Below are 24646 nucleotides of genomic sequence, written 5' to 3'. Positions count from 1 at the left end.
TACTTTTTGCGTTGTTTTTTGCCAACGCTTCACAGCACATTGCAATCCTCGTTCCTGCGGTTGCAAAGAGCTGTCCCAACTGAAAAAAACAAAGCAAAAAGACACCTACGCTCCAACCACCACCACCACTCCGCTTATGCCAGAAAAAAAACGGGGTAAGCTATTTAACATAAAATCGCTTCCATTATGGTTCAAAAAACGAAGTTGTTTATTGATTTTTAAAAGTGTTTTTTGAAACCATAATTCATTTTATGTTTTCGCTCCGCAAATAGCCACAGCAAAACCGCCTGCACAACTCTTTCCCCTTGCCAACGCTACCCACCCAAAAGCGGTATCCCACTTAAAAAGGAAGCATTTATTTTTTTGAATTTTTAGTTGATTGTTGAAATAGAAAAACTTTTACCCACGCTCAAAATCCACCGCAAAAAGTTTTTTCCAGTTCAACAATCCATCAACACCACCAACAGGAAAAAGAAAAAAACGGATTTTTCTTTTTCAACTGAAAATCAATTGAAAATAAAAAATTATCTTTACGGATAACAAAATGGGATGCCTTAAACTTATATATCAACCAACTTTAGAAGTGCTACGCACACGCAAGGAAATGCCCTCGCGTGAGGCAAAAGTTGTGCAGTGGTTTACAAGTATCGACCCGCTCGCGGAGAAAATGAGACGTCATTCTCCTTACAACTACGCTTTTAATAATCCTGTCTTCTTTATTGATCCTGATGGGATGATGCCTGGACCAGGAGACGAAGTTCCTGTTATTCAAGGAGGTACTTTAGGTGAGGTGCTTGTTACAGGATCTGCTTCAAATAAACCTCAATTTGCAGGACTTAATCTTAATATACCAGCACCCGATCTTACATCTGCTTTTTTTGGTAATCATGTTGATGGAGCTTACAAACATGTACTTTCTCCTGAAAAAGTCGATACTTATGTTAAAATGCAGGAGGCAAAACGTGAAGGAGAAATTGGTTTAGTAGCTGGAGCTGCAGTTATAGCTTCTCTTCCTGTTACTGCTGTTGAAGGACTTACGGTATTAGGAACAAAAGCATTGATTAGTATTACAGCTCAAGGAGTTATAAATCAAAATATTGATTTAGTTGATACTACTGCTGATATCCTAGCTGTTCCTGGAATTTCAGGTTTGGTTGGAGGAAAATATGATTATTATATTTTTGGTGATAAAAAGCTTGAACTTCAAAGCAATACAGATACAAATGCAATACTATTTAATGGAGTAACAAGTACTCTTGGAGCTGGTTTAGGTAATCGTGCAGACAAATTTATTAATGGAATGCAAAAATCAGGACTTGAAAATACAATTGGGACTGTTACCAATACAGCCACATCATTTTTAGAACAAGAATTAAATAAAATATATGGAAACAATAATCAAAAATAAATGGGGATATTTTGTCTTCTTTTGCCTATCATTAGTAACTTTATATATAGTTGTAAATAATTATTTTGATAATTCTACCAAAGAAAATTTTAGATATAGTATTGCTACTTTAACAGAGGTAAATTTTATGGGTAAGAGTTCTTTAAATAAAATAAAATTCAACTATTCTTATAATAAAAATATATACAAAGGGAGTCATTATTTTGATAATGATAGCACATCTTACTATGATAGTAAAATAGGTAAAAGATTCTTAGTTAAAATTAATAATAATGAATGGGTTAATAAACTATTTTCCACAAGTAGGTTATGTATAAATAAACCTGTGCCAGATAGTATAAAAGAAGCTCCATTAGAAGGGTGGAAAGAATTACCTACTTGGGCAAAATAAATAAATTCACAATAATACAAAAGGCAAACTATGTTTTGCCTTTTGTTATTTTATAAGTTTTAGTAAATCCTTTATTTTTTCTTCTTGCTCCATCTAGCCTAACTTTAGTTCTTCACTAATTAAATACATTTCAAACTCTGCTACAGATGCTAAAATTAGTTATAAATATGTCGATTAACTTAGACTCCTATTTTGGTTTGCATATCCAATGATGAGGATGACCTAGAAGACTTGATGAAAAATAAAAAAGGAACTAAATATTTAATTTAGTCCCTTTTTTAGTCCTTTACATTTATAAATCATTGATTTTAAACGTTTATAGTAGCGAGGACCGGACTCGAACCGATGACCTTCGGGTTATGAGCCCGACGAGCTACCTACTGCTCCACCTCGCGATTTAGTAGCGAGAACAGGACTCGAACCTGTGACCTTCGGGTTATGAGCCCGACGAGCTACCTACTGCTCCATCTCGCGTTATTGGACTGCAAATATACGTTCATTATTTAAAATACCAAACATTTTTCGAAATTATTTTATTTTATTCGGACATAAAACAAATAAAAACCACATAAACTATTTTATTAAAGAGGTTTATGTAGTTTTAAATAATTAAATTTATTTTTAATAATCTTCTAAAATAATTTTAAATCGCTTTGATTGGTGGATGATTTTCGATAAAATCAATTGCTAAATCAGCACTATCTGTTAAAAATAATAACTCTTTATATGGTCTTCCTGTTGCTAATTGATGCAAAACCGAATAAATCGCTGTATCTTCTACATATCTTTTCTTGCTCAAAAAAATCATTGGACTATAATATCCTGAAGTTCCGTAATGATTTTGAGCTGCTTCCTGAAAAATTTCTTGGGTTGTTCCTGCACTTCCAGGCGCATAAACCAAACCGAACAAGCTAATTGTTAACAACATATCTTCTCTGATACTATTTGAAAAATATTTTGCAATATTCGTGGCAAATAAATTACTTGGTTCATGACCATAAAACCACGTAGGAATTGCCAAACTTTCAGCACCATTTGGATAGATTTCTAAAACTTTTTTAGCATTCGTCATAAAATTCTTCGCCAAATATTCAGTTTTATCTTCATCAATAAAGTCTAAATCAGCCAAAATATGAATTGCATTCATCAAATCTTCATCCGAATAATTTGCCATATAAGCTCCTAGATTAGCAGCCTCCATAATTCCAGGCCCTCCACCAGAAACAACAAAATACCCTTTTTCAGTTGCTAATTTCGCCGCTTTTGCCGTTTCATTATAAAACTCAGAATTACGCGCAGTAGAATGTCCCCCCATAAAGCCAACCACTTTTTTCTTCGTCATTCCATTATCATCATATTTCAAAATTCGACGCAAACCATCATCAATAGACAAATCATGTAAGCGTTGTGCCAAAGCTTCTGAAACAGACGGATTATATTTATGTTTTTTAAAATGTTTATAGATTTTAAGATCGATACTTTGGTCATTATCTGGATTATAACCTTCCATCAGCTCTTGCCAAGTGTATAATTTTCCACGATAAGGATTATAAGGAACTGATTCAAATTTTGGATAAACAAATGCTCCTTTTTCAATTAAATAGATCGCTTCGTGTTGTTTAAACTTACAACCCAAAAACGATGTATTGCATAAATTATATTCTTCCCAATTAATTTCTTGACGCAAAAAATTAATATCTTGAACTACTTTATCGGTTAAATCTTTGGTTTGAGAAACTAATTCATTCCATTCTGATAGATTATGAACTAAATCTTTGATTGGTTTTATTTTCATTCTTTTTTCTTACTTCATTAAAAATTCGTAAAATGAATTTACACGAATTATTCCAAACCAACGAATTCGGCACAATAAATCTGCTAATTTTCATTTTTCTAATTTATATTTGCATCAAATTCGTGCTCAACTTATTGGGGAATCGTGTGCAATTCACGAACTGTCGCGCAACTGTGAATCAATATTTTTGATAAGTCAGAATGCCACTAATTGAGTTAATAATTAGTCAAAAACTTTCGCAAAAAAAGTAAAAATTATGTTCTATGAAATCATCAAACCACCACAAAAAAACATTATCAACTCAAAAAATAATGAAGAAAAGTAACGTGTAAATATTATGATAATGGAAGTGGAAAAAACACCAAGAGAAGAGTTGATCGAACAACGTATCATCAATTCTGAAACTCGCATTTTCAAAGCTGTTTTTCCAGGAGATACAAACCACCACAACACAATGTTTGGAGGGTCAGTAATGTATTTGATGGATGAAATTGCTTTTATGACAGCAACTCGTTTTTGTCGCAAACCTATTGTTACGGTAAGTAGTGACAAAATTGATTTTAAACACTCAATTCCAGCAGGAACTATCGTAGAAATGGTAGGAAAAGTGGTACGTGTAGGACGTTCAAGTTTGGATGTACAAATTGACGTTTTTATCGAAAGTATGTATCGTGACGGACGTGATAAAGCGATTTCTGGAACGTTTACATTAGTTGCAATTAACGAAAACAAACGACCAGTTCCTGTTATTGACTAACACAAGCTATAGAAAATTTTTAATCCTTTATCTTTTTGATAGAGGATTTTTTTATGATTTTCAATTAATAATTGATAATATTCTAAAGGTTTCTTAGTTTTACATTAAACACAAGAAAAATGGAATTACCTTTTGCCGAACCATTTCGTATAAAAATGGTCGAAGAAATTTATCAATCTACTCGAGAAGAACGCGAAAAGTGGATCGAAGAAAAAGATTACAACCTATTTAACCTAGAAAGCCACAAAGTATTTATTGATTTATTAACTGATTCTGGAACTGGAGCAATGTCTGATAAACAGTGGTCTGCAATGATGACTGGAGACGAAAGCTACGCTGGTTCTCAATCTTTCTTAAAACTGAGAGAAACCATTAATACCATTACTGGATTTGAGTTTCTTTTACCAACGCATCAAGGTCGTGCAGCAGAAAACGTATTATTTTCAGCTCTTGTAAAAGAAGGTCATGTTGTTCCTGGAAATTCGCATTTTGATACAACAAAAGGTCATATCGAATTTAGAAAAGCGCACGCAATTGATTGTACTATTGATGAGGCTTTTGACAGCGAATTGATTCATCCTTTCAAAGGAAATATCGATTTACAAAAATTAGAAAATGTCTACAAAGAATATGGGAAAGAACAAATTCCATTCACATTAATCACTGTTACGTGTAATTCTTCTGGTGGTCAACCTGTGTCTATAGAAAATATTCGTCAAGTTCGTGAATTGTCTAATCAATATGGAATTCCAGTCTTTTTTGATGGCGCTCGTTTTGCGGAAAATGCTTATTTCATCAAAGAAAGAGAAGAAGAATTCAAAACGGAAACGATTAAAGAAATTGTTTTAGAAATGTTTTCTTACGGAGATGGAATGACGATGTCTGCGAAAAAGGATGGTTTGGTAAATATTGGTGGATTTATTGCACTGAATAATGAAGAGCTATATAAAATTTGTGGAAATTTTGGAATTATCTATGAAGGATATTTAAGTTATGGCGGTTTAGCTGGACGCGATTTAGCCGCTTTAGCACAAGGTTTACAAGAATCTACAGAATATTCTTATTTACAATCGCGCATCAAACAAATTGAATATTTAGGGAATAAATTAATTGAATTTGGGATTCCAATTCAGCAGCCAATTGGTGGACACGCTATTTTTGTTGATGCTGTAAAGTTTTTACCAAATGTAACGCGCGAAGAATTTCCTGCACAAACATTGGGAATCGAATTGTACAAAGAAGCTGGAATTCGTGGTGTAGAAATCGGAACTATTTTGGCAGATCGTGATCCTAAAACACGTGAAAATCGTTATCCAAAATTAGAATTATTGCGTTTAGCAATTCCAAGAAGAACTTATTTCCAAAGTCATATGGATTATATCGCGGTTGCGTTGAAAAATATTTTTGATCGACGAAACGAAATTAATTCTGGTTATGAAATTTCGTGGGAATCTGAAATTTTAAGACATTTCACTGTAAAATTGAAAAAGAAATAAATAAAAAATCCTTCAGATAATCTGAAGGATTTTTTTAATATTACCATCTCCAATCGCCCGAAATACGAAGTGGAGTTTCTAAATTTCCTTTGATTAAGGCTTCTTTTACTTCTTGCTCGTTCCAACGTTTTGAAGGAATTTCTTTCAAATTACTCAAACGATACAACAAATAGGTTTCCAAAATCACATTATTTTTCAAACCAATTTCTTCTACATAATCAAATGTATCGCAATTCGCGTGGTAACAATTTAACGCTCCTTTTGTAAATTGACTATCCGAAAGCCCAATAATAGGCACGCCTTGCAACATAAACGGTTGATGATCTGAATGTAAATCTACACTCGCAAATGTTTTCAATTTAAAATCTGGAATTACTTTTTGCACATCATTCGCATAATCAGTTAAAATAGGTAAATTACTTTCCATTGTCGAATAATAAGACTTTGGATTTGTCGTCATATCCATGTTCGACATTACTTTAATTTGATTGATAGACCCATCTTTCAACGCTTGATTGACATAATATTTAGAACCTATCAAACCTACTTCTTCGCCCATAAATAAAACAAATTCTATTGTTCGATCATTTTGAAGATTTAACTTTTTATACGTTCTCGCAATATCCATTACAGAAAAACTTCCAACGCCGTTATCAATTGCTCCTGTAGCCAAATCCCAACTATCTAAATGTCCTCCAAGAACTATTTTTTCATTTGGAAATTTAGAACCGATTTTCTTTGCAATAATGTTGCGACCTTTCATTTGTCCAACATCATTTTTCATTTCGATTTTAGCAATTTCTTTTCCTTTTGATAGATTTTCTTTGATTTTCAATCCATCTTCTAAACTGATATTAATCGCAGGAATTTTAATAATTTCTCCCGTTACAGAGGCCGTTCCTGTCAATAGAATTCCTCCAGCAGGGCGATTAAACAAGATAATTCCTTTCGCTCCGTACTTTTCTGCTAAAGCTGTTTTTTCGGAACGATGTAGATTTTCTATTTCTTTTGGCGTTCCATCCAACAAACCAAGCGCAGCAAAAACAATCTTTCCTTTTACTTTATCACCAATCTTTTTGTAATCTTCTTCAAGTCCATTTCCTAAATCAATCAATTCTCCCGAAAGACTAACATTTTCTGGCGAATGCGCCAAAGCAACGGCTTTTATAGGTTGATTATTGATTTTTAAATCTAAACTTCTACGATTCCATCCGCTAAATGTAAACTCTTGAAAAGACACATCATAACCATACGAACGCAACAAATTTGCTGCATATTCTTCTGCTATTCGTCCATTTTCTGTTCCTGTTGCACGATGTCCGATTGTTTCGGTTGCTTTTTTTAATTGTTGATAAGCTTCAGAATTTTGTTTTACTTCTTTGTTAATCAAGTCTAAAACTTGTTGATTAGTTTGAGCAGATAAACTCATGATTGTAGAGATTAAACCTAGTGTTAATAAAAATTTCGATTTCATGTGTGAGTATTTCTATAAACTTAAAAATGTTTTTGGAAATAGTTGATAGAATGGAAGAAAAATTTACTTAAAAAAAATAGTCCTCAAAAAATGAGGACTATTTATATGAAATTATAAATTATTTCTTAATGAGCTGGTACGAAACGCTCTCTTGCATCTTGCAATAATTGTTCTGCTTCTGCTTTATCACCGTACCCTTCAATTGTTGTTGTCTTATTTTCTAAGTCTTTATAAACTCTGAAAAAGTGCTCAACTTCTTTCAATGTATGAGGATTCATATCAGTGATGTTTTCTAATTGGTTCCATGTTGGATCAGCAACTGGTACACAAATTAATTTTTCATCTTGTCCTTTGTCATCAGACATTTTAAGAACACCGATTGTTTTTACTTCGATTACACATCCAGGAACAGTAGGTTCTGTTAAGAAAACTAATACGTCAATTGGATCTCCGTCTAATCCTAATGTATTTTCTACGAAACCGTAATCAGCTGGGTAGAACATTGGAGAGAATAATACTCTATCAAAACGAATTCTTCCTGTTTCGTGATCCATTTCGTACTTGTTGCGAGATCCTCTTGGGATTTCTATAATTGCATCAAAAGTCATTTTTAACTACGTATTTAATTTAATATTCTTTTATTTTTAAAATTTCCAATTTAATCCAACGGTTACTCCAAATTTTCGAGCTCCTGGGATATCTTTATAATTACCTCTCCAGTTAAAATCTACACGAATTGGTCTTATATTGCCATATCCTATGTTTTCAATCCCAAATCCATATTCATAATAAATTTGTTTGTTTGGAGTAAAATAATCTATCGTTGAACGGTTCATAGCTATACTTTTTTGAGATAAATCTCCATAAGCAGCTCTTAAAAACCCTACTTCTCTTAATTTTAATTTTTTAACCAAAGGAATTTTATTTAAAATCCATCCGTTAAAATGGTGCTCCCAGTTCATTGTAGCATATTGATCAGTTACGAACTCGTAATAATCAACTTGGGAAAATGTTCCATAAACCTGACCATAACTTTCATTACCTGGAATTGCACTCAGCAAAGATAATGGAACTGCTTGAAATGTTTTACCTGCTTCAACAGTTATTAATGTTCTACCAAAAGAACCTATTAAAATTGGTTGTGTATATAAAAATTGTAATTTATCATATTCAAAATCTGAATTAATTACACCTTTCAATCCTTTTGTATAACGCAACATCAACGTTGGAGCAAGTGTTGTCATTTCGTAACGATCAATTCCATATTGAGAATATTTTGCACCTGGACGAGCAATTACCGAAACACTTACACTTGAATTTGTTAAAGTTTCTTTAATCTGACCGTTTTTTTCATATCCAATCGAAAAATGTACTGCATCAGCTGGTTTGATCAATTGATAATTTCCATCAACACGAAACGTTACATTTTTCCAAGGCTCTATCGACGCATACACATTTGTCAAATTATTGTTACTCAAAAATGTATTATCTCCTTGATTGATGATTGATGACGAAGCAAAACTACGGGTCATAATTCCGTCAGAAGCCGTTAACGTTGCAGCCAATTGTTCTACATCACGTTTTGTTCCGATACCGACTTGAAAACGATTATATTTATTGAACATGTAACGAAAATCTGCTCCATATTTGAATTTATCATCTCGAAAACCATATGCCAAGAAACCTTGCGCACGCCACATATCATTTTGCGAAAAATATGTACGAGCTCCAGCTCTCAAACGGAATCCTTCGATTTGGTTGTATCCAAAAGATGAATATAAATTCCCGATATCAATTGCATTTCCAACATTGTAATATCCAGAACCAAAAATCTCGATTGCTTTCACAATATTATTGAATTTTGGTACTTTATTTAATTGCTCTAATGTTTCGTAAATCCCTTCTTGATCTTTTGTTAAAGCTTCAGGACGATTTTCTGCCCAAAACTGATTATCTTTTTCGTTAAGCGCAGCTTTTGCTGGATCTAATTTCTCGTAATAAAAAGCTTCGGGATGTGTTGTATCGAAATCGTAATTGTAATAATTCACCGTTTTATGCGCAAAAATACCTTTCGCACTTTCCTTTTTACTCAACAACGACATATCCAACATCGCGTATTCTTTTTTCGGATAGAAAATAGAATCATTTGGAATATCATATTCTAAATTCATGAAAATATTACGTACAAAATTCACGTTCATTTCTTTCGTTGTTTCCATCACAACCTCTTTCACCGCATAAGCATCTTTCGAAATATATAATTCTCCTTTAAATGTCAACTCTCCTTCACGACGCGGATAATATTTGATTCGATAAGATTCTATTCCATCTACATCAACTGTATCTTTCAATTCGTAATCATAAACTGCGAAACCATCTGTAGCAATTGGACTCACAAATTTGATGTCTAAAATATTGACACGATTATCATAAATATCAATATCACGGAAAAGATTTTTTACCGTAGAAGCTACCACTTCATTTTTCTCGAAACCAGATGTTTTATTCGCAATTAATTCTCGACGCTCCTTTGTTGAAGGTTTATTAATTCCCGCAACATTGTAAATTGACTCATTCAAGAAAGCTGGTAAATATGTTTTTCCATTAATAGAAGAAGTATCTACTTTCTCGAAAACAAACTCCATTCCTTTAAAAATCTTACGTTTCATAAAAGTTGAATCGATATTACTAATATCAAATTGCAACTTTTCGTATTCATCATATTGGTAATGTGGCGCTAATTTTAGTCCATTTTTCTTTTTATGCTTCCATACTTCACGTAAAATAGCATACGCTGGATTTTCTTTCTTTTTAAGACGTTTTTTCTTTGCCGAAACAACCGCAGTTTGTAAATCTACCGTTCCGTCATCTTCTTCTGAAGTATTGTCTTCTGCTAAAAATAATTGAGCAATAAAATTATAATCGATTTTATTTTCGATTACATAATCAGAAGTTTCGTATCCATTTTTTGATACGACAATTTTATTTGCATTCGAACTAGATTCGATATAAAAAGTACCATCAGAGTTTGATGTTGCACTTACTTTAAGTTCTGGTAAACGAATATCTGCGTAAGGAATAGGCTTCTGAGTTTCAGAATCGATGACCTTTCCTTGGATTTTTACTTGCGCGTGCACAGACGCTAGAACAACTATAAAAAAAGCTGTTATATAACTTTTCATCAATAAGATCTGTTTAAAAAAATAAAGTCTAGCAAAATGTATGCTAGACTTTACAAATATAGTTTATAAATCTTAATTATTTATACATCACAGCTTTTAAAGCTTCAACTACATCTTTTGCATTAGGAATCCAAGTCTCATACAAGTTTGGAGCATAAGGCGCTGATGTATCTTTTGTTGTGATACGTTTGATTGGTGCATCTAAATAATCGAATGCTTTTTGTTGAACCATATATGTAATTTCTGAAGCAACTGAAGCGAAAGGCCAAGCTTCTTCTAAAACTACCAAACGATTTGTTTTTTTAACAGATTTGAAAATTGTATCATAATCTAATGGACGAACTGTACGTAAGTCAATTACTTCTACAGAAATTCCTTCTTTTGCTAATTCATCAGCAGCGATGTAAGCTTGCTTAATGATTTTCCCGAAAGAAACTAACGTTACATCTGTACCTTCACGTTTGATTTCTGCTTTACCAATTTCGATTGTGTATTCTTCATCTGGCATTTCCATTTTATCTCCATACATCTGTTCAGATTCCATGAAAATTACTGGATCGTTATCACGAATTGCAGATTTTAATAAACCTTTTGCATCATAAGGGTTTGAAGGAACAATTACTTTAAGACCTGGTACATTTGCATACCAATTCTCAAAAGCTTGTGAGTGTGTTGCACCTAATTGTCCTGCAGAAGCAGTAGGTCCTCTAAATACAATTGGACAGTTGAATTGTCCTCCTGACATTTGATAAATTTTTGCAGCGTTATTGATAATTTGGTCAATAGACACTAATGAGAAGTTGAATGTCATATATTCTACGATTGGACGACATCCCGTCATTGTAGATCCAATTGCGATTCCAGAAAAACCAGCCTCTGCGATTGGCGCATCAATTACACGTTCTGCTCCAAATTCGTCTAACATTCCTTTCGAAGCTTTGTACGCTCCGTTGTATTCTGCTACTTCTTCTCCAATTAAAAATATAGATTCATCGCGACGCATTTCTTCACTCATTGCCTCTGCGATTACTTCTCTAAATGTTTTTATAGCCATTTTATGCGATTTCGTTCTTTATTATATTTTTTCCTAAAGCAAATGTAATAAAAAACTTGCGAATTATTTAAAACGAATTCATTCAATAAAAAAATCCCAAAATAATCTAAAGTTATTTTGGGATCGAAAAATATTTAAAAAAGAATGTAATCTCTATTTTAGAACCAGCCTTTGTGACCTTCTACATATGTTTTATCAAACTCTTCGTCAGATTTAGTCAAATAAATAATCCCTTCAATAAATCCAATAAGTCCAGCAAATCCAAATGTTACAAAAGTGGCAATAATTTGAATAACTCCTTCTTTTGTATATCCTAAATAGAATTTATGAATTCCTAAATATCCTACTAAAATTCCTAAAATTCCAGCAATGATTTTTTTCTCTGATTTGTACGGCTGATTGTTTTCCATCGTTTTTAAAGTTTAAATAATAATTGTTTTTGTTGGTTACAAATTTAATTTGTCCATCATTCTTAAAAATCACTAGATATAATGATTTTGAATACTGTACAAATAAAATAAATCTGATCTTAATTTAAGGCTAACGATTTAACAATCTACTTTTTATAAAATCAATTGCTTTTCTTTACATTTGCATAAAATGGTGCTCAACGAGTGAGTTAAAAGGGAATTTGGTTCAATTCCAAAACTGTCCCCGCAACTGTAAATTCTAACATACTTTTTGTAAAAGAATAAGTCAGGAAACCTGCCATTGCTAACAAATTAATAGAAAATGTTTTCGGAGGAAAAACAGATTTTAATATGAAAAAACTTTTTCTTTGTTTTAATCTTATCGCTGGAATTGCTTTTGCACAGACGGATACCATCAATTTGAAACCTTTGATTTTGAACGATGCTTTTCTTAAAAATCATTACAAATCTCAAAGTATTATCAAACTTAATGATAGTATTTTAGAGCAAAATCCTAATCAACTGACGCAAGTTTTACAAGCGCAAACGCCAATTTATTTTAAAGAAAATGGACGAGGAATGGTTTCTTCGCCTTCGTTTCGTGGAACTTTAGCTTCGCATACAGCGGTAATTTGGAACGGAATAAATGTCAATTCGCAAACAACAGGACAAACGGATTTTAATTTATTTGCAAGTAATTCGTTTGACGGAATTTTAGTGAAACCAGGAGGCGGAAGTATTGCGTATGGAACAGGTTCTATCGGCGGTACAATTCATTTGTTGAATAAATTTGAGTATGACAAAGGTTTACAGCAAAAAATAAATTTAGGATACGGAAGTTACGATACATGGTCGGGAAAATATCAATTGAAATATAGTACAGAAAAATTTAGTTCTTCAATCGATTACGAACGAAATCAATCTGATAATGATTATAAAATTCCGAATCACATGAAGAAGAATTTGAACGGAAAATATTATTTCAATACAATTAATGGAAATTTTGGCTATAAAATTAATCCTGAAAACGAATTGAAACTTTATTCAATGATCAATTTTGGGAAGCGCGAATTTCCTTTAGTTGACATTGGTTCAACGCCTTCTGGGTACGAAAATAAGGATTATCGTTTGATGACAGAATGGAATTTCAATCCAAATGAAAAGTGGCAATCGCAGTTAAAATTAGCTTATATACGAGAAGAAAGCAGTTATTTCAACAATATTCACAAATCTTATTCGGACGATTTACAGGTTGATAACTATATTTTAAAATATTATCTGAATCATCAATTGACCAATAATTTCGAGCTTTCGCTTTTATCTGAAGCTAATTATAATCAAGGAAGTGGAAATAATTTGACTAAAAGCGATCAAAACTCAATCAATTTTGCCTTAATCGCGAAGCATAAATTATCAGATGTTTTGGAATACGAAGCGAGTATTCGTCAAGATTTTTCTGATACGTACCAAAATCCATTTATTTATTCATTGGGTTTTAATTATCGTCCGATTCATTCGTATCAATTAAGAGGAAATGTTTCGAAAAATTTCAGAAATCCAACGTACAATGATTTATTTTGGAAAACTGGTGGAAATCCGGACTTGAAATCAGAATCAGCTTATCAATTTGAACTTGGAAATGATTTTATCAACAAAAATTTAAACATTCAAACCAATATTTTTTATAATAAGTTGAGTGATATGATTCAATGGATTCCGAGTTCGCAAAACAGTTCTTATTGGGTTCCTGTGAACATCAACAAAACTGAAACCTATGGTTTTGAAATGATTGGAAACTACAAATGGAATGCATTTAGTTTCAATACAACTTATGCATACACCAAAACAAAAGATAAATTTAAAAATAAGGAACTGATGTATTCCCCAAATCATAAATGGACGGCGAGCGCACAATACACTTACAAACGTTTATCTGCTTTTGTACAAAACATTTATACAAGTAAAGTTTTTACCGATTCGCAAGAAGAAAGAACACTTGATGGATTTTGGCTAATGAATTTTGGTTTAAATTATACAATTTCACCACTTTATAGCATTTCTATGAGAGTGAATAATGTGTTTAACCAAGAATATCAAACGCAAGAAAATCGTTGGCAACCTGGCACAAATTATAATATACAATTACAAATAAAATTTTAAAACTATGACTAAATTTAAATCTATTGCGCTTATAGCTTTAGCAGGAATTTTTTTACAATCATGTTCTAATGATGATGATAGTGTAAAAAATGATCCAGAAAATGGAAACTATTCAAAAGGAATTTTTATTTTGAATGAAGGAAAATTTCAAGCAGGAAATGCTGATATTACGTATTATGATCCAAGTACTGTAGTGGGAGATAAAAATCCTGTTCAAGAAATTTTCAAAAAAGCGAATTCAAGAAATTTAGGAGATGTTGCTCAAAATATGGTTATTAAAGGAAATAAAGCCTATGTTGTGGTAAATAATTCTAATAAAGTTGAAATTGTTGATAATACAAATTTTAAAAGTATAGCAACTGTTACAGATAATATTCTTAACCCGAGATATATTGTTACGGATAATAAATATTTTTATGTTTCTAACTGGGGAGATTCACAAAACCCGAATGATGATTATATAGCTATTTATAATTTGTCTGACAATAAATTTGTGAAGAAAATAAGTGTTTCTGAGGGACCTGGTCACATTATTGTTGACAACAATAAACTATATGTTGCATACGAAGCAAGTGGAAGAAATGGGATTTTTGGTAAATCTGTAGATGCTATTGATTTAGATACCTCTATAAAAACTAATTATCCAGTAGGAGATTCACCGACAGATATGGTAAAAGTAGGAAGTAACTTATTTGTGCTTTCTCAAGGAATTATTGATTGGAATGGAGGAGTTAATACAATTGGTGGAGCTTTAACTCGCATTAATTTAACAAATAATGTTTCAACAATAATGCCTTTTGACAAAACTGAACATCCTGATTTTTTGATTGAAGATCAAGGATATTTGTATTACTCATTAAATAAAGATATTTATAAAATGTCTATTAATGCAGCTTCTTTACCAACAACAAGATTATTCAAATCTACTGCAATATATATTTATGGATTAGAAGTTAAAAATAATTCAATCTATGTTTTAGATGCAAAAGACTTTGCTAGTGCAGGGAGTTTGTTAATTTATAATGCAGCAGGTGCCTTACAAAACGAAATCACAACTGGAATTGGACCAAACTCTGTTTACATCAAATAATATTTCCTGAAAAATCAACATAAAAAAATCTGAAGATTAAACTTCAGATTTTTTTATGTTTTTTAATTTGAAAATTGTTTGCGAATTAAATACTACAATCGCGAGTAAAATCAAACTATAACCGATCATTTGCATTGACGAAACGGCTTCTTTATAATAGAAAATTGCCAAAACAAAATTCATAATTGGATTCAAATAAATTAAAATTCCAACGGTTGAAGAATCAATTCCTTTTAAAGCAAAATTGTTTAAGAACATAGGAATAATGGTGAACAAAACTACAATCATCATAATACATTGATAGAAAATTGTTTCGGTCGGAATCGGTCCTGAAAAAATAAAAACCAATGGTAACATCAGAATAGCTACAATTAATAATTGCGTCATCAACAAATTAAAACTATCAAAAACATTCAAACTTCTCTGAATGATGATATACAGCGCAAATGTACACGCAACAATCAAACTATAAATCAAGTCAATCAAATGACCTATAGAAAGAACCAAACATGCTAAAAGACTAATACCAACTGCTATCCATTTTATTTTGGTTAAATGTTCTTTCAGAATAATGAAAGCCAAAACGGTTGTAATAATCGGACAAACCAAGTACGATAGCGACGCGGCTTGCACACTAATATGATTCATGACAATAATAAACATCAACCAATTTGTCATCAAAATCAACGATCCGCCAACAATTAAACTTCCTAATTTTTTCTGTTTCTTTTTATCAAATGATTTGAATAAATCAAAATCAGCTTTCATCTTATTGCGTCGAAATCCAAGATTAATTACCACTAAAAAGAAAACCGAAACGTACAATCTAAAAAATAGAATATCCAAAGGTGGATAACCGGCGATCGGTTTCAATCCGAAACTAAAAAATCCCCACATAAAGTAGGTTATAATGGCTGCAATGATATATTTTGATTGATTCATAAAAGAGGCATCAATTTGTACAAATGTATCGAATATCCAATTTGGAAATGATTATTTTTGCCTTAAATTTTATAGAAATGGAAAATCTTTTTACAGACGAATATTTTATGCGAATCGCCTTTAACGAAGCGGTTACAGCTTTCGAGCGAGACGAAATTCCAGTTGGAGCTGTGATTGTTTGCAACAACAAAATTATCGCGAAAGCACATAATCTAACGGAAACATTGACTGATGTTACAGCGCACGCAGAAATGCAAGCCATTACGTCTGCAGCAAATTATTTAGGTGGAAAGTACTTACAAGATTGCACATTGTATGTAACCTTAGAACCTTGTGTGATGTGCGGCGGAGCATTGTATTGGAGCCAAATCTCGAAAGTGGTTTATGGTGCTTCGGATGAAAAACGCGGTTTTAAAGCAAAAATTGGCGAATTACATCCAAAAACTGAAATTGTTTCGGGAATTATGGAAGAGAAATGCGGTCAATTGATGAAAGAATTTTTCCAACGTAAGCGCTAAATTGATTTCAAAATCGATAAAACTTCGTCATAATTTTCTATAAAAGCCATGTGTCCGCCATCAAATTTGTACAAATGAATATTAGGTAAATTTGGAATTAAAGTTAAAAATAATTCAGGATTAACTGTTTCATCATTCATTCCAACAATAATATAAATTCCACCTTTGAAATCATACAAAATCGACGAACGATCTGGACGCTCTCGCATTCCTTTCAAAGCTGCACAAACCCCTTCAATTGGAGTTTTTAAAGCAATTTCTTTTACAAATTTCAACTCATCTTTGAATTGATCTCGATGATGCGCTGCAAATAAAGTAGGCATACTAAAACTCACCAACGCATTGAAATTTTTACGAGCAGTTTCACACGCTTTCAAACGTTGATTTTTCTTCGCTTCATCATCTGGTAAAGTCGAGGAGTTAATCAAAACAATATTTTCTACTCGTTCAGGAAAAAGATCAGCCAACGCACACGTCACATATCCTCCCATCGAATGTCCTACAAAAGCTACTTTTTCAAGATTTAATTCATCCAGAACTTCAATCACTTTTTCTGCCATTTCTTCCATCGTATTCACCTCTTGAAAATTTTCAGAATTTCCATGTCCAGGTAAATCAATTGTAATAATTTGATTGTGATGAAATAAATCATTCTGTAAACGATTCCATATTTTATGATTTTCCAAAAAACCATGTAAGAAAACTATAGGTTTCCCAACTCCAATACTTTCGTAGAACAACATATTTTGGTTCAGAATTTGTAATTAATTAAATACAAATTTACAACAATGAAAAAATATAATCCTATTATAATACTCACAATAGCTATTGGTGCTATTCTTATTTATTGTATTACAAGAAATAAATCACTTATAATTGGAGGTTCTGTACAAAAAGAAATTAAAAAAGATTCTTCTATTCAGGAAATTGCTTTTGCTTCTCCAAAGATTATGAATAATTCTGAATTGAAATTAATACAAGGAAAAGGTAAATTTGAAATTGAAAAAGTAGCAAAAGAAGAACAAACATTTAGTTTTAGAAATGATTCTTCTTCATCTGTTTTTATTCAAATAATTCCTCAAGATAAACTAGGAAACATTAGAATTAATCAACTTATCTCTCCAAATAATGAAAAAGATGGTCCTTTTGGACAAGAAATCAATTACGATTTAAACGAAAAAGGTTTGTATCAAATTCGAATTGGCGAAAGTTTGATGCAAGGCGATCCATTTGAAGGAAAATATACCTTGAAATTGCAGTTAAAATAGTTACTTTTACAACAGAATTTTTCTGTTATGAAATGGACTTTTATCGCTTTTATTACATTGATTACGCTTTATAGTTGTGAAGACAAATCTACACCAACCATTTATCCAAGCAAGATTGGAGTTGATTCTGCGTACAAGGATTTGGTAAAAAAAGATAAACCAACAACAGAAGATGTAATGAAAGAAGAAGTGGTAAAAACAGCTTCTCCTCAGAAAAAAGTTGTGATAAAACCTCAGCAAAAAGTTATATCTAATACAGATAAAATTGTTCCTTTAAGCGCTAATAACACTACAGAGAATCTTGAAGTAAGTTATGCAAAAGCAAAAGCGGAACCGACTAAAATAGCGGGACAAACCAATACGTTTACGTTTAATGCAGATTCTGCAAAGAAAGTTTGGATCAAAATTTCTGCACAAGATTCTACAGCGAATATTAGAATTAATCACATCAAAGGACCTGCGGATTCTATAAAAGGTGGTCCTTTTGGCAAAGAAACCATTTTCGAATTACCTGCGCGTGGCGTGTATCAATTCTCGATTTCGGAGAAACCAACAACCCCAAAACCATACGCTGGGAAATATAAAGTTGAATTGAAATTATTGTGGAAATAAATCTATTTGTAATAGATTTTGTAGTTAAGTGAATGATTTTTCAAAATATCTTGTTTAATCATTTCACCATTAATTTCATTGTAATATTCGACTGATTTTTTTGTTACAATCAAATCAAAATAACCATTTCCTTCGGGACAAAAAGGATTTTCGTAAGAAGTTTCTAAACCAATAAAATAGTTTTTGGCTTCGGAAGGTTTAAGTTTTAAATGAATCGGAAAAATATATTTTCCTTGATAATCTTTATCCACTTCAAACCATTTTTCTTCAATCAAACTTTGTTTATCCTCAATCGATTTTAGAATCATTGGTTTGAAATAATAATATTCGTTGCAATAATTTTTCTTTTTCACTTTTGATTCAAACAAAATTTCAATTGCGACAATTTCAATTTCTTTCTCATTTGGAAGTAATAAATTCGAAAATATTTTAAGTCCGAAACTTGTGTTATCCGTTAATCGAACCACTTGTTTAAACTTTGGACGAAATTGTTTGTAATTGGAATAATTCACTACCTCAACTTGATTGAGATTAATCGTATCCAACTTTTGAGCAAAACTCATCACAGAAAGTAAGAAAAGAATTAGAAACTTCATTTTATAAAAATAGAAAAAATTTTCAGTAAATGATTTTCTCAATTCATCCTAAAAAATCAACAATTCGTAAACATATATTTATACAAGTCTTTTGCTAACTATAGTTTTGATAAAAATTAACAACATGAAAACACTTATCAAAATCCTAAAAATCTTCTTTATTGCTCTAATTTCAATAATTACACTTATTTTTTTGTATTTATTTATTAGTAATAAAATTTTCTTAGCTTCTAAAAATGAAACAAATATTGGCTATCTAAAAAATAATAAAACAACAATTGACAGCAACTTTGATTCTCAGATTTTTGATAATAACTTCAACACTTCAAATGTTATTCTATTAGGTGAAATTCATGGTTTTGCTGACAATCAAAAATTAGATGAATTTATGTTTAAATATTTGAATAAGAATCTTGGATTCAACTATTACATTGCCGAAATGGACAGTTTAAATTCTAAAAAATTAAACACATTTCTAAGCTCCGATGTTAAAAATGAAAAATTATTAAAAGAAGTTGTTTTAGCTATTAAAAAAAGAATTCCTCAACAATCAAGTCAAGAGTTACTAAAAAAATGGAACAACTTGTATGATTACAATAAAACATTAAATGATTCATCTAAAATCGTTGTTTTGGGTATTGATACAAACTTTGATGATTCTAACAACAAAATTTCAAGAGATTCTGCAATGATTGAAAATTTTAATCATATCATTTCAAAGAATCATCTACAAAATGAAAAATTCTATGGATTATTTGGTCTTTTTCATACACTTCAAAAAAGTATGAATGATAAAGAAAAACCTTTTGCTGAAAGACTTTTAGACAATAAATATAACGTAACAAGCATCGTAAGTTATACATTGGACAGTGAAATGTATTTACCTAAAAATGATCAATTTCCTACTCCAGAAAATGAAAAAATAAACTGGGTAAATGCTGATGGACCGATGATGTTAATAAAAGGTATTCTTGATTTTAAAGAACTTGCAAAGTCTAATTCCATTTCAATTTTTAATCTTAATGCGAAAAATTCACCATACAAATCTTCTCAAAATTTAATTCAAATAAAGTCAAGATTATTTGGAGAAAACTTTACACCAAAAGAAAATTTAAAAACAACTGATTATTTTCAATATATTGCAATACTCCGAAATTCTGAAGCGTTAACTCCAATTCAATAAAAAAAACGGAATCTTATAGATTCCGTTTTTTTATTTTCCATTTATCGATTAAATCAAGTTCAAAACTTGTTCTAAATCTTCTAATAAGTCATCTATATCTTCGATACCAACAGACAAACGAATTAGATCATCTGTAATACCAATTTCAGCACGTTTTTCAGCTGGAATAGATGCGTGTGTCATCGTAGCTGGATGATTTGCTAACGATTCAACTCCTCCTAATGATTCAGCTAAAGTGAAGACTTTTAAGTTTTCTAAAATTTTGAAAGCATCTTCTTTTTTCCCAGAAGTCAACGTAAACGTTACCATTCCTCCGAAATCTTTCATTTGCTTTTTCGCAATTTCGTGTTGTGGATGATTTTCTAAACCTGGATAATACGTATGCGCAACTTTAGGATGAGCTTCTAAAAATTGTGCGATTTTCATTCCATTTGAACAATGACGATCCATACGAACAGCCAATGTTTTGATTCCACGTAAAACTAAGTAAGAATCTTGTGGTCCTAAAATTCCTCCTGTTGCAAATAAATTGAAGTGAACATCTGTTGCCAATTGTTCAGAGTTTACCACAATTGCTCCAGCAACTAAATCTGAGTGACCTCCTAAATATTTTGTTGCTGAATGCATCACTATATCTGCTCCCAACTCAATTGGTCGTTGTAAATATGGCGACGCAAATGTATTATCAACAGCGACTAAAATATCAGATTTTTTTGCTTTTGCAGCATCATTTACCGCTTTGATATCAACCACTTTCATCAATGGATTTGTAGGTGTTTCAACCCAAACCATTTTTGTATTATCATTAATTAAAGCAACAACAGCCTCAACATTTGTCATGTCTACAAAATGGAATTTCAATCCGAATTTTTCATAAACACGTGTAAACAAACGGTAAGAACCTCCATATAAATCGTCCATCGCGATGATTTCATCACCTGGTTTAAATAATTTTAATACACCATCGATTGCTGCCAAACCAGAACCAAATGCAAAACCTGCAACTCCACCTTCGATAGATGCTAATGCATTTTCTAAAGCAGTTCTTGTTGGATTTGCACCACGAGAATATTCGTATCCTTTGTAATCTCCTGGTGATCTTTGCGCGAATGTTGATGTTTGGTAAATTGGAGTCATTACGGCTCCTGTAGAAGGGTCATGTTGTTGACCTCCATGTATAGCTTTTGTATTGAATTTCATTGTAAATGCTTTTAACTATAGCAAATATATGGAGTTTTATTTATTCTTTGTTTTAAAGATTTGTTAGAATTTATTTCGGGAGATTAACTAAACAATTCGTATAAAACTTGTAATGATTTTGGCTTCTTAAAATTATTGGTGTGAATTTGATAGTACTTCACTAGAATTTCGAGTAAAAGAGAACGTTGCGATTGGTTGAATGTATTTTTTGAATCTTCGGAAAAGTGTAATTCTAACAATTTTTTGAACAAAACAGTTTCATCTGCTTTCAACATATTGATAGATGAATTCGAATTTGTGAAAAATCCATTTTCTAAATCGAATAGATTTCCATCAATTTCTAAGTTGGGATAAAAACCAAGAAAATGTGATAATTGAATTAAAAAAATCAAATGAAAATCTGCAAAATCATCTTTTTTTTGATCAAATTCTTTTAACGAATCTTCGATGTAAAAATATAATTCTGGATTATCTGATTCTTCTTTTAGAACTAAGTTTAGGATTTCAGCTAAGAAAAAAACAATCGCCGATTTGATGGGATGAAAATGCAACGATTCATAATAATGCGACGTCTGAGCTGATTTTAAGAAAACTAATTGTTGTTCATTTGATTTCGGTTGAAAGCTCAAATCTATTTCTGCTAGCGGAAAATACAACGAAGTATTTCGTTTTTTTTTGGAGAAAACTCCTTTTGCTATAAATGATTTTAAGCCAAAATCTTGTGTATAACAACGAATAATTAAACTCGTGTCACCATATTTTAAACTCGAAAGTACAATGGCTTTGGTTTCTAAAATTTTCATTAACGGACAACTGCAATTTTTAATGTTTTGGTATCTGTACCATCAGCATTTGTCATCAAAACTAAGTAAATTCCAGAAGCTACGGGCTTTCCTTTTGCATTATTTGTGTTCCATTCTACAATTCCTCCTTCTGCTTTTTTCTCAAAAAGTAAATTTCCAACAATATCTGTAATCTTAACCAACGCACGATTTGGAAGATTTTTTATCGTGACATTTCCCTTATATTCTGGGCGATAAGGATTAGGATAAGCAATTGCATTGTTAAAATTATTCGCTTCTGTCGATACATCTCCGTTATACGAAACCACACCTTTTTCCGTTGCAAAATATACTTTTCCTGTCGATTCATCAATCGAAACATCGTACACAACATCCGAAGGTAAAGATGAATTTTTAGACGTAAAATGCAATTTCGTCGATTCTCCATTATCCGAAACATAATAAACTCCTGCCCCATTTGTTGCAATCCATTTATTATTTGCGTTATCTACTTTTATAGCGTAAATCCCAACATCGGTTAACAACGCTTCCGGAATTCCATCTTGAATAATGACAACAGGCTCAGCAATTATATTATTAGAACTTACAGCATTATCAGCTCCGTACAAAACGACTAAACCTTGTTGAGTTCCTATCCACAAGTTGTTTGATCTATCATTTGCAACTGTCAAAACGTTATTAATAGGCAACTTGTTTGAAGTTGTTAAAGTTGTTACTATTTGATAATTTTTATCTAATACAGCAACCCCTCCTCCTTCTCTACCACTTGGATAATAGGTATAAATATCAGAAAAATCAGGAGTTAGAGCCACTATTGCAGAGGCTTTATCAACAGAAATATTATTCCACGTCCCATTAGCATTACGTTCTAAGTAATAAACCGAATTATAATCAGGAGATTTTCCATCTGGAAATGAAGCGCCAATATGTAAGTTTCCTAACTTATCATAAGCCAAGCCCGAAATTCTAGAACTAGGGAACTGATTACTAATAATTCGATCAGGTTTATAATTATTTGCAAACTCGAATTTAGTTGGATCAAATTCTAATAAATCTGTTCGTCCATTTACATCGCGTCCATACTTATTGAATGATGAAACTATAAATGTATTATTATTTTTATCTGGATGAGGAGCGATTCTTAAAACATCTCGAATATCAAAAATATCTTTTGAACGAAAATTGTTCCATTGTTTTAGATTATAATAATAGAAACCATCACTATTATCTAAAACATTTCCATAACCTTGAGTTCCTCCTGGAGCAATCCAGACTTTTCCATTTTTTGTTGTTACAGACCAAGCTTTATTATTGAAAGGTCCATCGGGATAAAATTCTTTATGATTAGATAAATTAATAATTCCATGATTTACAGATCCTCCAAAATAAATATTGTTAATAAAAATTCCAGAATTGAAATTTATTTCATTTCCATCTTCATCAATTAAAGGGTAATTATCTCCTTTGAAAACAGAAATTTGATTATTCTGAGTAATTATTAATTTACCATTCGACGATTTTAACTCTTTAATCAAATTAAAAGGGGGGGTAGAAGTTCCACTTAATGATTTTAATTCATTGTTTACCGAATAATAAATCTCATTTTCAAATAATTCTATATTGGTAACATTTTGATTAAATGTTGGCTGTGTCCACGAATTAATATTTGGATTATTTATTTTTTTTGAAGTTAATTCACTTGAATAAATTCCGTTTGAAGTTGCGATATATAGTTTATTATTCAAAATTGTTGCATCATTTACAACAGCTGTATTTGTACGTGTTGTCTCTTTAAATTCTTCCTTTTTTAAGTCGAAAGAAACAATTCCAAAAGCTCCAGAAATAAACGCAATTCCATCATTTATAAAAATATGATTGACTTTTTTATCACCCGAAAAACCATTCCATTTGATATCCAAAACCATTGTTGATTCTCCAGATTTCAATAAATCTAAACCTCCATTTTCATAACCAACTAAAAACGAATCAGAATCTTTGTCATAAGCCATTGCAGAAACCCCAACATTGTTCAAGAAATTGGTTTTATTTAACTTAATCCAATCACTTGTTGGATTTTGAGGATTGAACAAGAAAATTCCGTTTTCAGTTCCACAATAAATCACACCATTTACTTCTTCCAACAATTTCACATTATTGTAAGAAAAAAGATCAGTCCAACGCACTTTATCATTTTGAGCGTTTAAACTTGTGAAAATCATGGTGATGAAAATGAACAATTTTGTCTTCATAATGCACAAAAATACTGTAATTTATAACAAAATAACTTGCTAAAAATTGTATTGCTTG

Annotated in this window: 23 protein-coding genes, 2 tRNA genes and 2 riboswitches; of the genes, 11 read left to right on the top strand and 14 right to left on the bottom strand. The window is 31.5% G+C overall.

Translation table 11 applies throughout. From position 1 onward, the window contains the following. The 3 genes from G0Q09_RS04155 to G0Q09_RS04145 form a co-directional block, all read left to right on the top strand. On the top strand, positions 1–235 hold a 235-nt coding region (locus G0Q09_RS04155; RefSeq protein WP_219034064.1), incomplete at its 5' end, for a hypothetical protein. 309 nt (positions 236–544) lie between these two features. Further along, positions 545–1408: a hypothetical protein gene (locus tag G0Q09_RS04150; RefSeq protein WP_219034063.1), complete on the top strand. Its 864-nt coding sequence runs from the start codon at positions 545–547 to the stop codon at positions 1406–1408. Continuing rightward, the gene (locus G0Q09_RS04145) at positions 1386–1799 is read left to right on the top strand and encodes a hypothetical protein (RefSeq protein ID WP_125349955.1); all 414 of its coding nucleotides are present in this window, start codon (positions 1386–1388) and stop codon (positions 1797–1799) included. The genes G0Q09_RS04150 and G0Q09_RS04145 overlap by 23 nt, the downstream gene beginning before the upstream one ends. Before the next feature lie 322 nt (positions 1800–2121). Here the strand turns inward: G0Q09_RS04145 and G0Q09_RS04140 are convergent. From G0Q09_RS04140 to G0Q09_RS04130, 3 genes are all read right to left on the bottom strand, one after another. Further along, positions 2122–2194, bottom strand: a tRNA-Met gene (locus G0Q09_RS04140). 6 nt (positions 2195–2200) lie between these two features. Continuing rightward, positions 2201–2273, bottom strand: a tRNA-Met gene (locus tag G0Q09_RS04135). 169 nt (positions 2274–2442) lie between these two features. Further along, positions 2443–3594: an LOG family protein gene (locus G0Q09_RS04130; protein WP_219034062.1), complete on the bottom strand. Its 1152-nt coding sequence runs from the start codon at positions 3592–3594 to the stop codon at positions 2443–2445. Between the two features lie 126 nt (positions 3595–3720). Continuing rightward, positions 3721–3808: riboswitch (adenosylcobalamin-variant (AdoCbl-variant) riboswitch) on the top strand. A 129-nt stretch (positions 3809–3937) separates the two neighbouring features. On the opposite strand from G0Q09_RS04130, the gene G0Q09_RS04125 reads away from it, so the two are divergent. Further along, positions 3938–4351 (top strand): acyl-CoA thioesterase, encoded by a 414-nt coding sequence (locus G0Q09_RS04125; protein WP_114998110.1) that lies wholly within the window; start codon positions 3938–3940, stop codon positions 4349–4351. Positions 4352–4470: 119 nt separating this feature from the next. Beyond that, the gene (tnaA, locus tag G0Q09_RS04120) at positions 4471–5847 is read left to right on the top strand and encodes a tryptophanase TnaA (protein ID WP_114998113.1); all 1377 of its coding nucleotides are present in this window, start codon (positions 4471–4473) and stop codon (positions 5845–5847) included. Between the two features lie 40 nt (positions 5848–5887). Here the strand turns inward: tnaA and G0Q09_RS04115 are convergent, their stop codons facing one another. The 5 genes from G0Q09_RS04115 to G0Q09_RS04095 form a co-directional block, all read right to left on the bottom strand. After that, positions 5888–7321, bottom strand: a complete 1434-nt coding sequence (locus G0Q09_RS04115; RefSeq protein ID WP_257468053.1) for a M28 family peptidase — start codon at positions 7319–7321, stop codon at positions 5888–5890. 125 nt (positions 7322–7446) lie between these two features. Next, entirely contained in the window at positions 7447–7929 is a 483-nt protein-coding gene (locus G0Q09_RS04110; RefSeq protein ID WP_219034061.1) for an inorganic diphosphatase, read from the bottom strand. A gap of 36 nt (positions 7930–7965) precedes the next feature. Next, positions 7966–10503 carry a DUF5686 family protein gene (locus G0Q09_RS04105; RefSeq protein WP_219034060.1) on the bottom strand — a complete coding sequence of 846 codons (2538 nt, stop codon included), beginning with the start codon at positions 10501–10503 and terminating at the stop codon, positions 7966–7968. A gap of 76 nt (positions 10504–10579) precedes the next feature. Beyond that, positions 10580–11557 (bottom strand): pyruvate dehydrogenase complex E1 component subunit beta, encoded by a 978-nt coding sequence (locus G0Q09_RS04100; RefSeq protein ID WP_038336777.1) that lies wholly within the window; start codon positions 11555–11557, stop codon positions 10580–10582. A 158-nt stretch (positions 11558–11715) separates the two neighbouring features. Continuing rightward, entirely contained in the window at positions 11716–11967 is a 252-nt protein-coding gene (locus tag G0Q09_RS04095) for a TM2 domain-containing protein (RefSeq protein ID WP_219034059.1), read from the bottom strand. Positions 11968–12141: 174 nt separating this feature from the next. Continuing rightward, positions 12142–12284, top strand: a riboswitch (cobalamin riboswitch). 34 nt (positions 12285–12318) lie between these two features. On the opposite strand from G0Q09_RS04095, the gene G0Q09_RS04090 reads away from it, so the two are divergent. Next, entirely contained in the window at positions 12319–14127 is a 1809-nt protein-coding gene (locus tag G0Q09_RS04090; RefSeq protein WP_219034058.1) for a TonB-dependent receptor plug domain-containing protein, read from the top strand. A 4-nt stretch (positions 14128–14131) separates the two neighbouring features. Then, positions 14132–15217, top strand: a complete 1086-nt coding sequence (locus G0Q09_RS04085; RefSeq protein WP_219034057.1) for a YncE family protein — start codon at positions 14132–14134, stop codon at positions 15215–15217. Positions 15218–15253: 36 nt separating this feature from the next. Here G0Q09_RS04085 and G0Q09_RS04080 read toward each other — a convergent pair whose 3' ends face one another. Next, on the bottom strand, positions 15254–16159 hold the full coding sequence (locus G0Q09_RS04080) for an EamA family transporter (RefSeq protein WP_219034056.1): 906 nt from the start codon (positions 16157–16159) through the stop codon (positions 15254–15256). A 77-nt stretch (positions 16160–16236) separates the two neighbouring features. Between G0Q09_RS04080 and G0Q09_RS04075 the strand changes: the two genes are divergently transcribed. After that, positions 16237–16677, top strand: a complete 441-nt coding sequence (locus tag G0Q09_RS04075; protein WP_115001927.1) for a nucleoside deaminase — start codon at positions 16237–16239, stop codon at positions 16675–16677. Here the strand turns inward: G0Q09_RS04075 and G0Q09_RS04070 are convergent. After that, positions 16674–17420 (bottom strand): alpha/beta fold hydrolase, encoded by a 747-nt coding sequence (locus tag G0Q09_RS04070; RefSeq protein WP_219034055.1) that lies wholly within the window; start codon positions 17418–17420, stop codon positions 16674–16676. The two genes, G0Q09_RS04075 and G0Q09_RS04070, sit on opposite strands and share 4 nt — an antisense overlap. Positions 17421–17465: 45 nt before the next feature. On the opposite strand from G0Q09_RS04070, the gene G0Q09_RS04065 reads away from it, so the two are divergent. Continuing rightward, positions 17466–17945: a hypothetical protein gene (locus tag G0Q09_RS04065; protein ID WP_114998135.1), complete on the top strand. Its 480-nt coding sequence runs from the start codon at positions 17466–17468 to the stop codon at positions 17943–17945. 27 nt (positions 17946–17972) lie between these two features. Beyond that, the gene (locus tag G0Q09_RS04060; protein WP_114998137.1) at positions 17973–18557 is read left to right on the top strand and encodes a hypothetical protein; all 585 of its coding nucleotides are present in this window, start codon (positions 17973–17975) and stop codon (positions 18555–18557) included. Positions 18558–18559: 2 nt separating this feature from the next. Here the strand turns inward: G0Q09_RS04060 and G0Q09_RS04055 are convergent, their stop codons facing one another. Then, positions 18560–19153 (bottom strand): hypothetical protein, encoded by a 594-nt coding sequence (locus G0Q09_RS04055; RefSeq protein WP_219034054.1) that lies wholly within the window; start codon positions 19151–19153, stop codon positions 18560–18562. Between the two features lie 124 nt (positions 19154–19277). Here G0Q09_RS04055 and G0Q09_RS04050 point away from each other — a divergent pair, with 124 nt between their 5' ends. Beyond that, on the top strand, positions 19278–20336 hold the full coding sequence (locus tag G0Q09_RS04050) for a hypothetical protein (RefSeq protein ID WP_219034053.1): 1059 nt from the start codon (positions 19278–19280) through the stop codon (positions 20334–20336). A 48-nt stretch (positions 20337–20384) separates the two neighbouring features. Here the strand turns inward: G0Q09_RS04050 and G0Q09_RS04045 are convergent, their stop codons facing one another. From G0Q09_RS04045 to porZ, 3 genes are all read right to left on the bottom strand, one after another. Further along, entirely contained in the window at positions 20385–21536 is a 1152-nt protein-coding gene (locus G0Q09_RS04045) for a cystathionine gamma-synthase (RefSeq protein ID WP_125349970.1), read from the bottom strand. Between the two features lie 83 nt (positions 21537–21619). Beyond that, positions 21620–22339 carry a DNA repair protein RecO gene (gene recO / locus G0Q09_RS04040; protein WP_219034052.1) on the bottom strand — a complete coding sequence of 240 codons (720 nt, stop codon included), beginning with the start codon at positions 22337–22339 and terminating at the stop codon, positions 21620–21622. Next, complete coding sequence (porZ, locus tag G0Q09_RS04035; RefSeq protein WP_219034051.1) at positions 22339–24588, bottom strand: type IX secretion system anionic LPS delivery protein PorZ; 2250 nt, start codon at positions 24586–24588, stop codon at positions 22339–22341. The genes recO and porZ overlap by 1 nt, the downstream gene beginning before the upstream one ends. Between the last annotated feature and the right edge of the window lie 58 nt (positions 24589–24646).

This window comes from Empedobacter falsenii, from assembly GCF_019308355.1.
GTDB classification, from domain to species: domain Bacteria; phylum Bacteroidota; class Bacteroidia; order Flavobacteriales; family Weeksellaceae; genus Empedobacter; species Empedobacter falsenii_B.
This window is presented reverse-complemented; position numbering and strand designations above follow the sequence as displayed.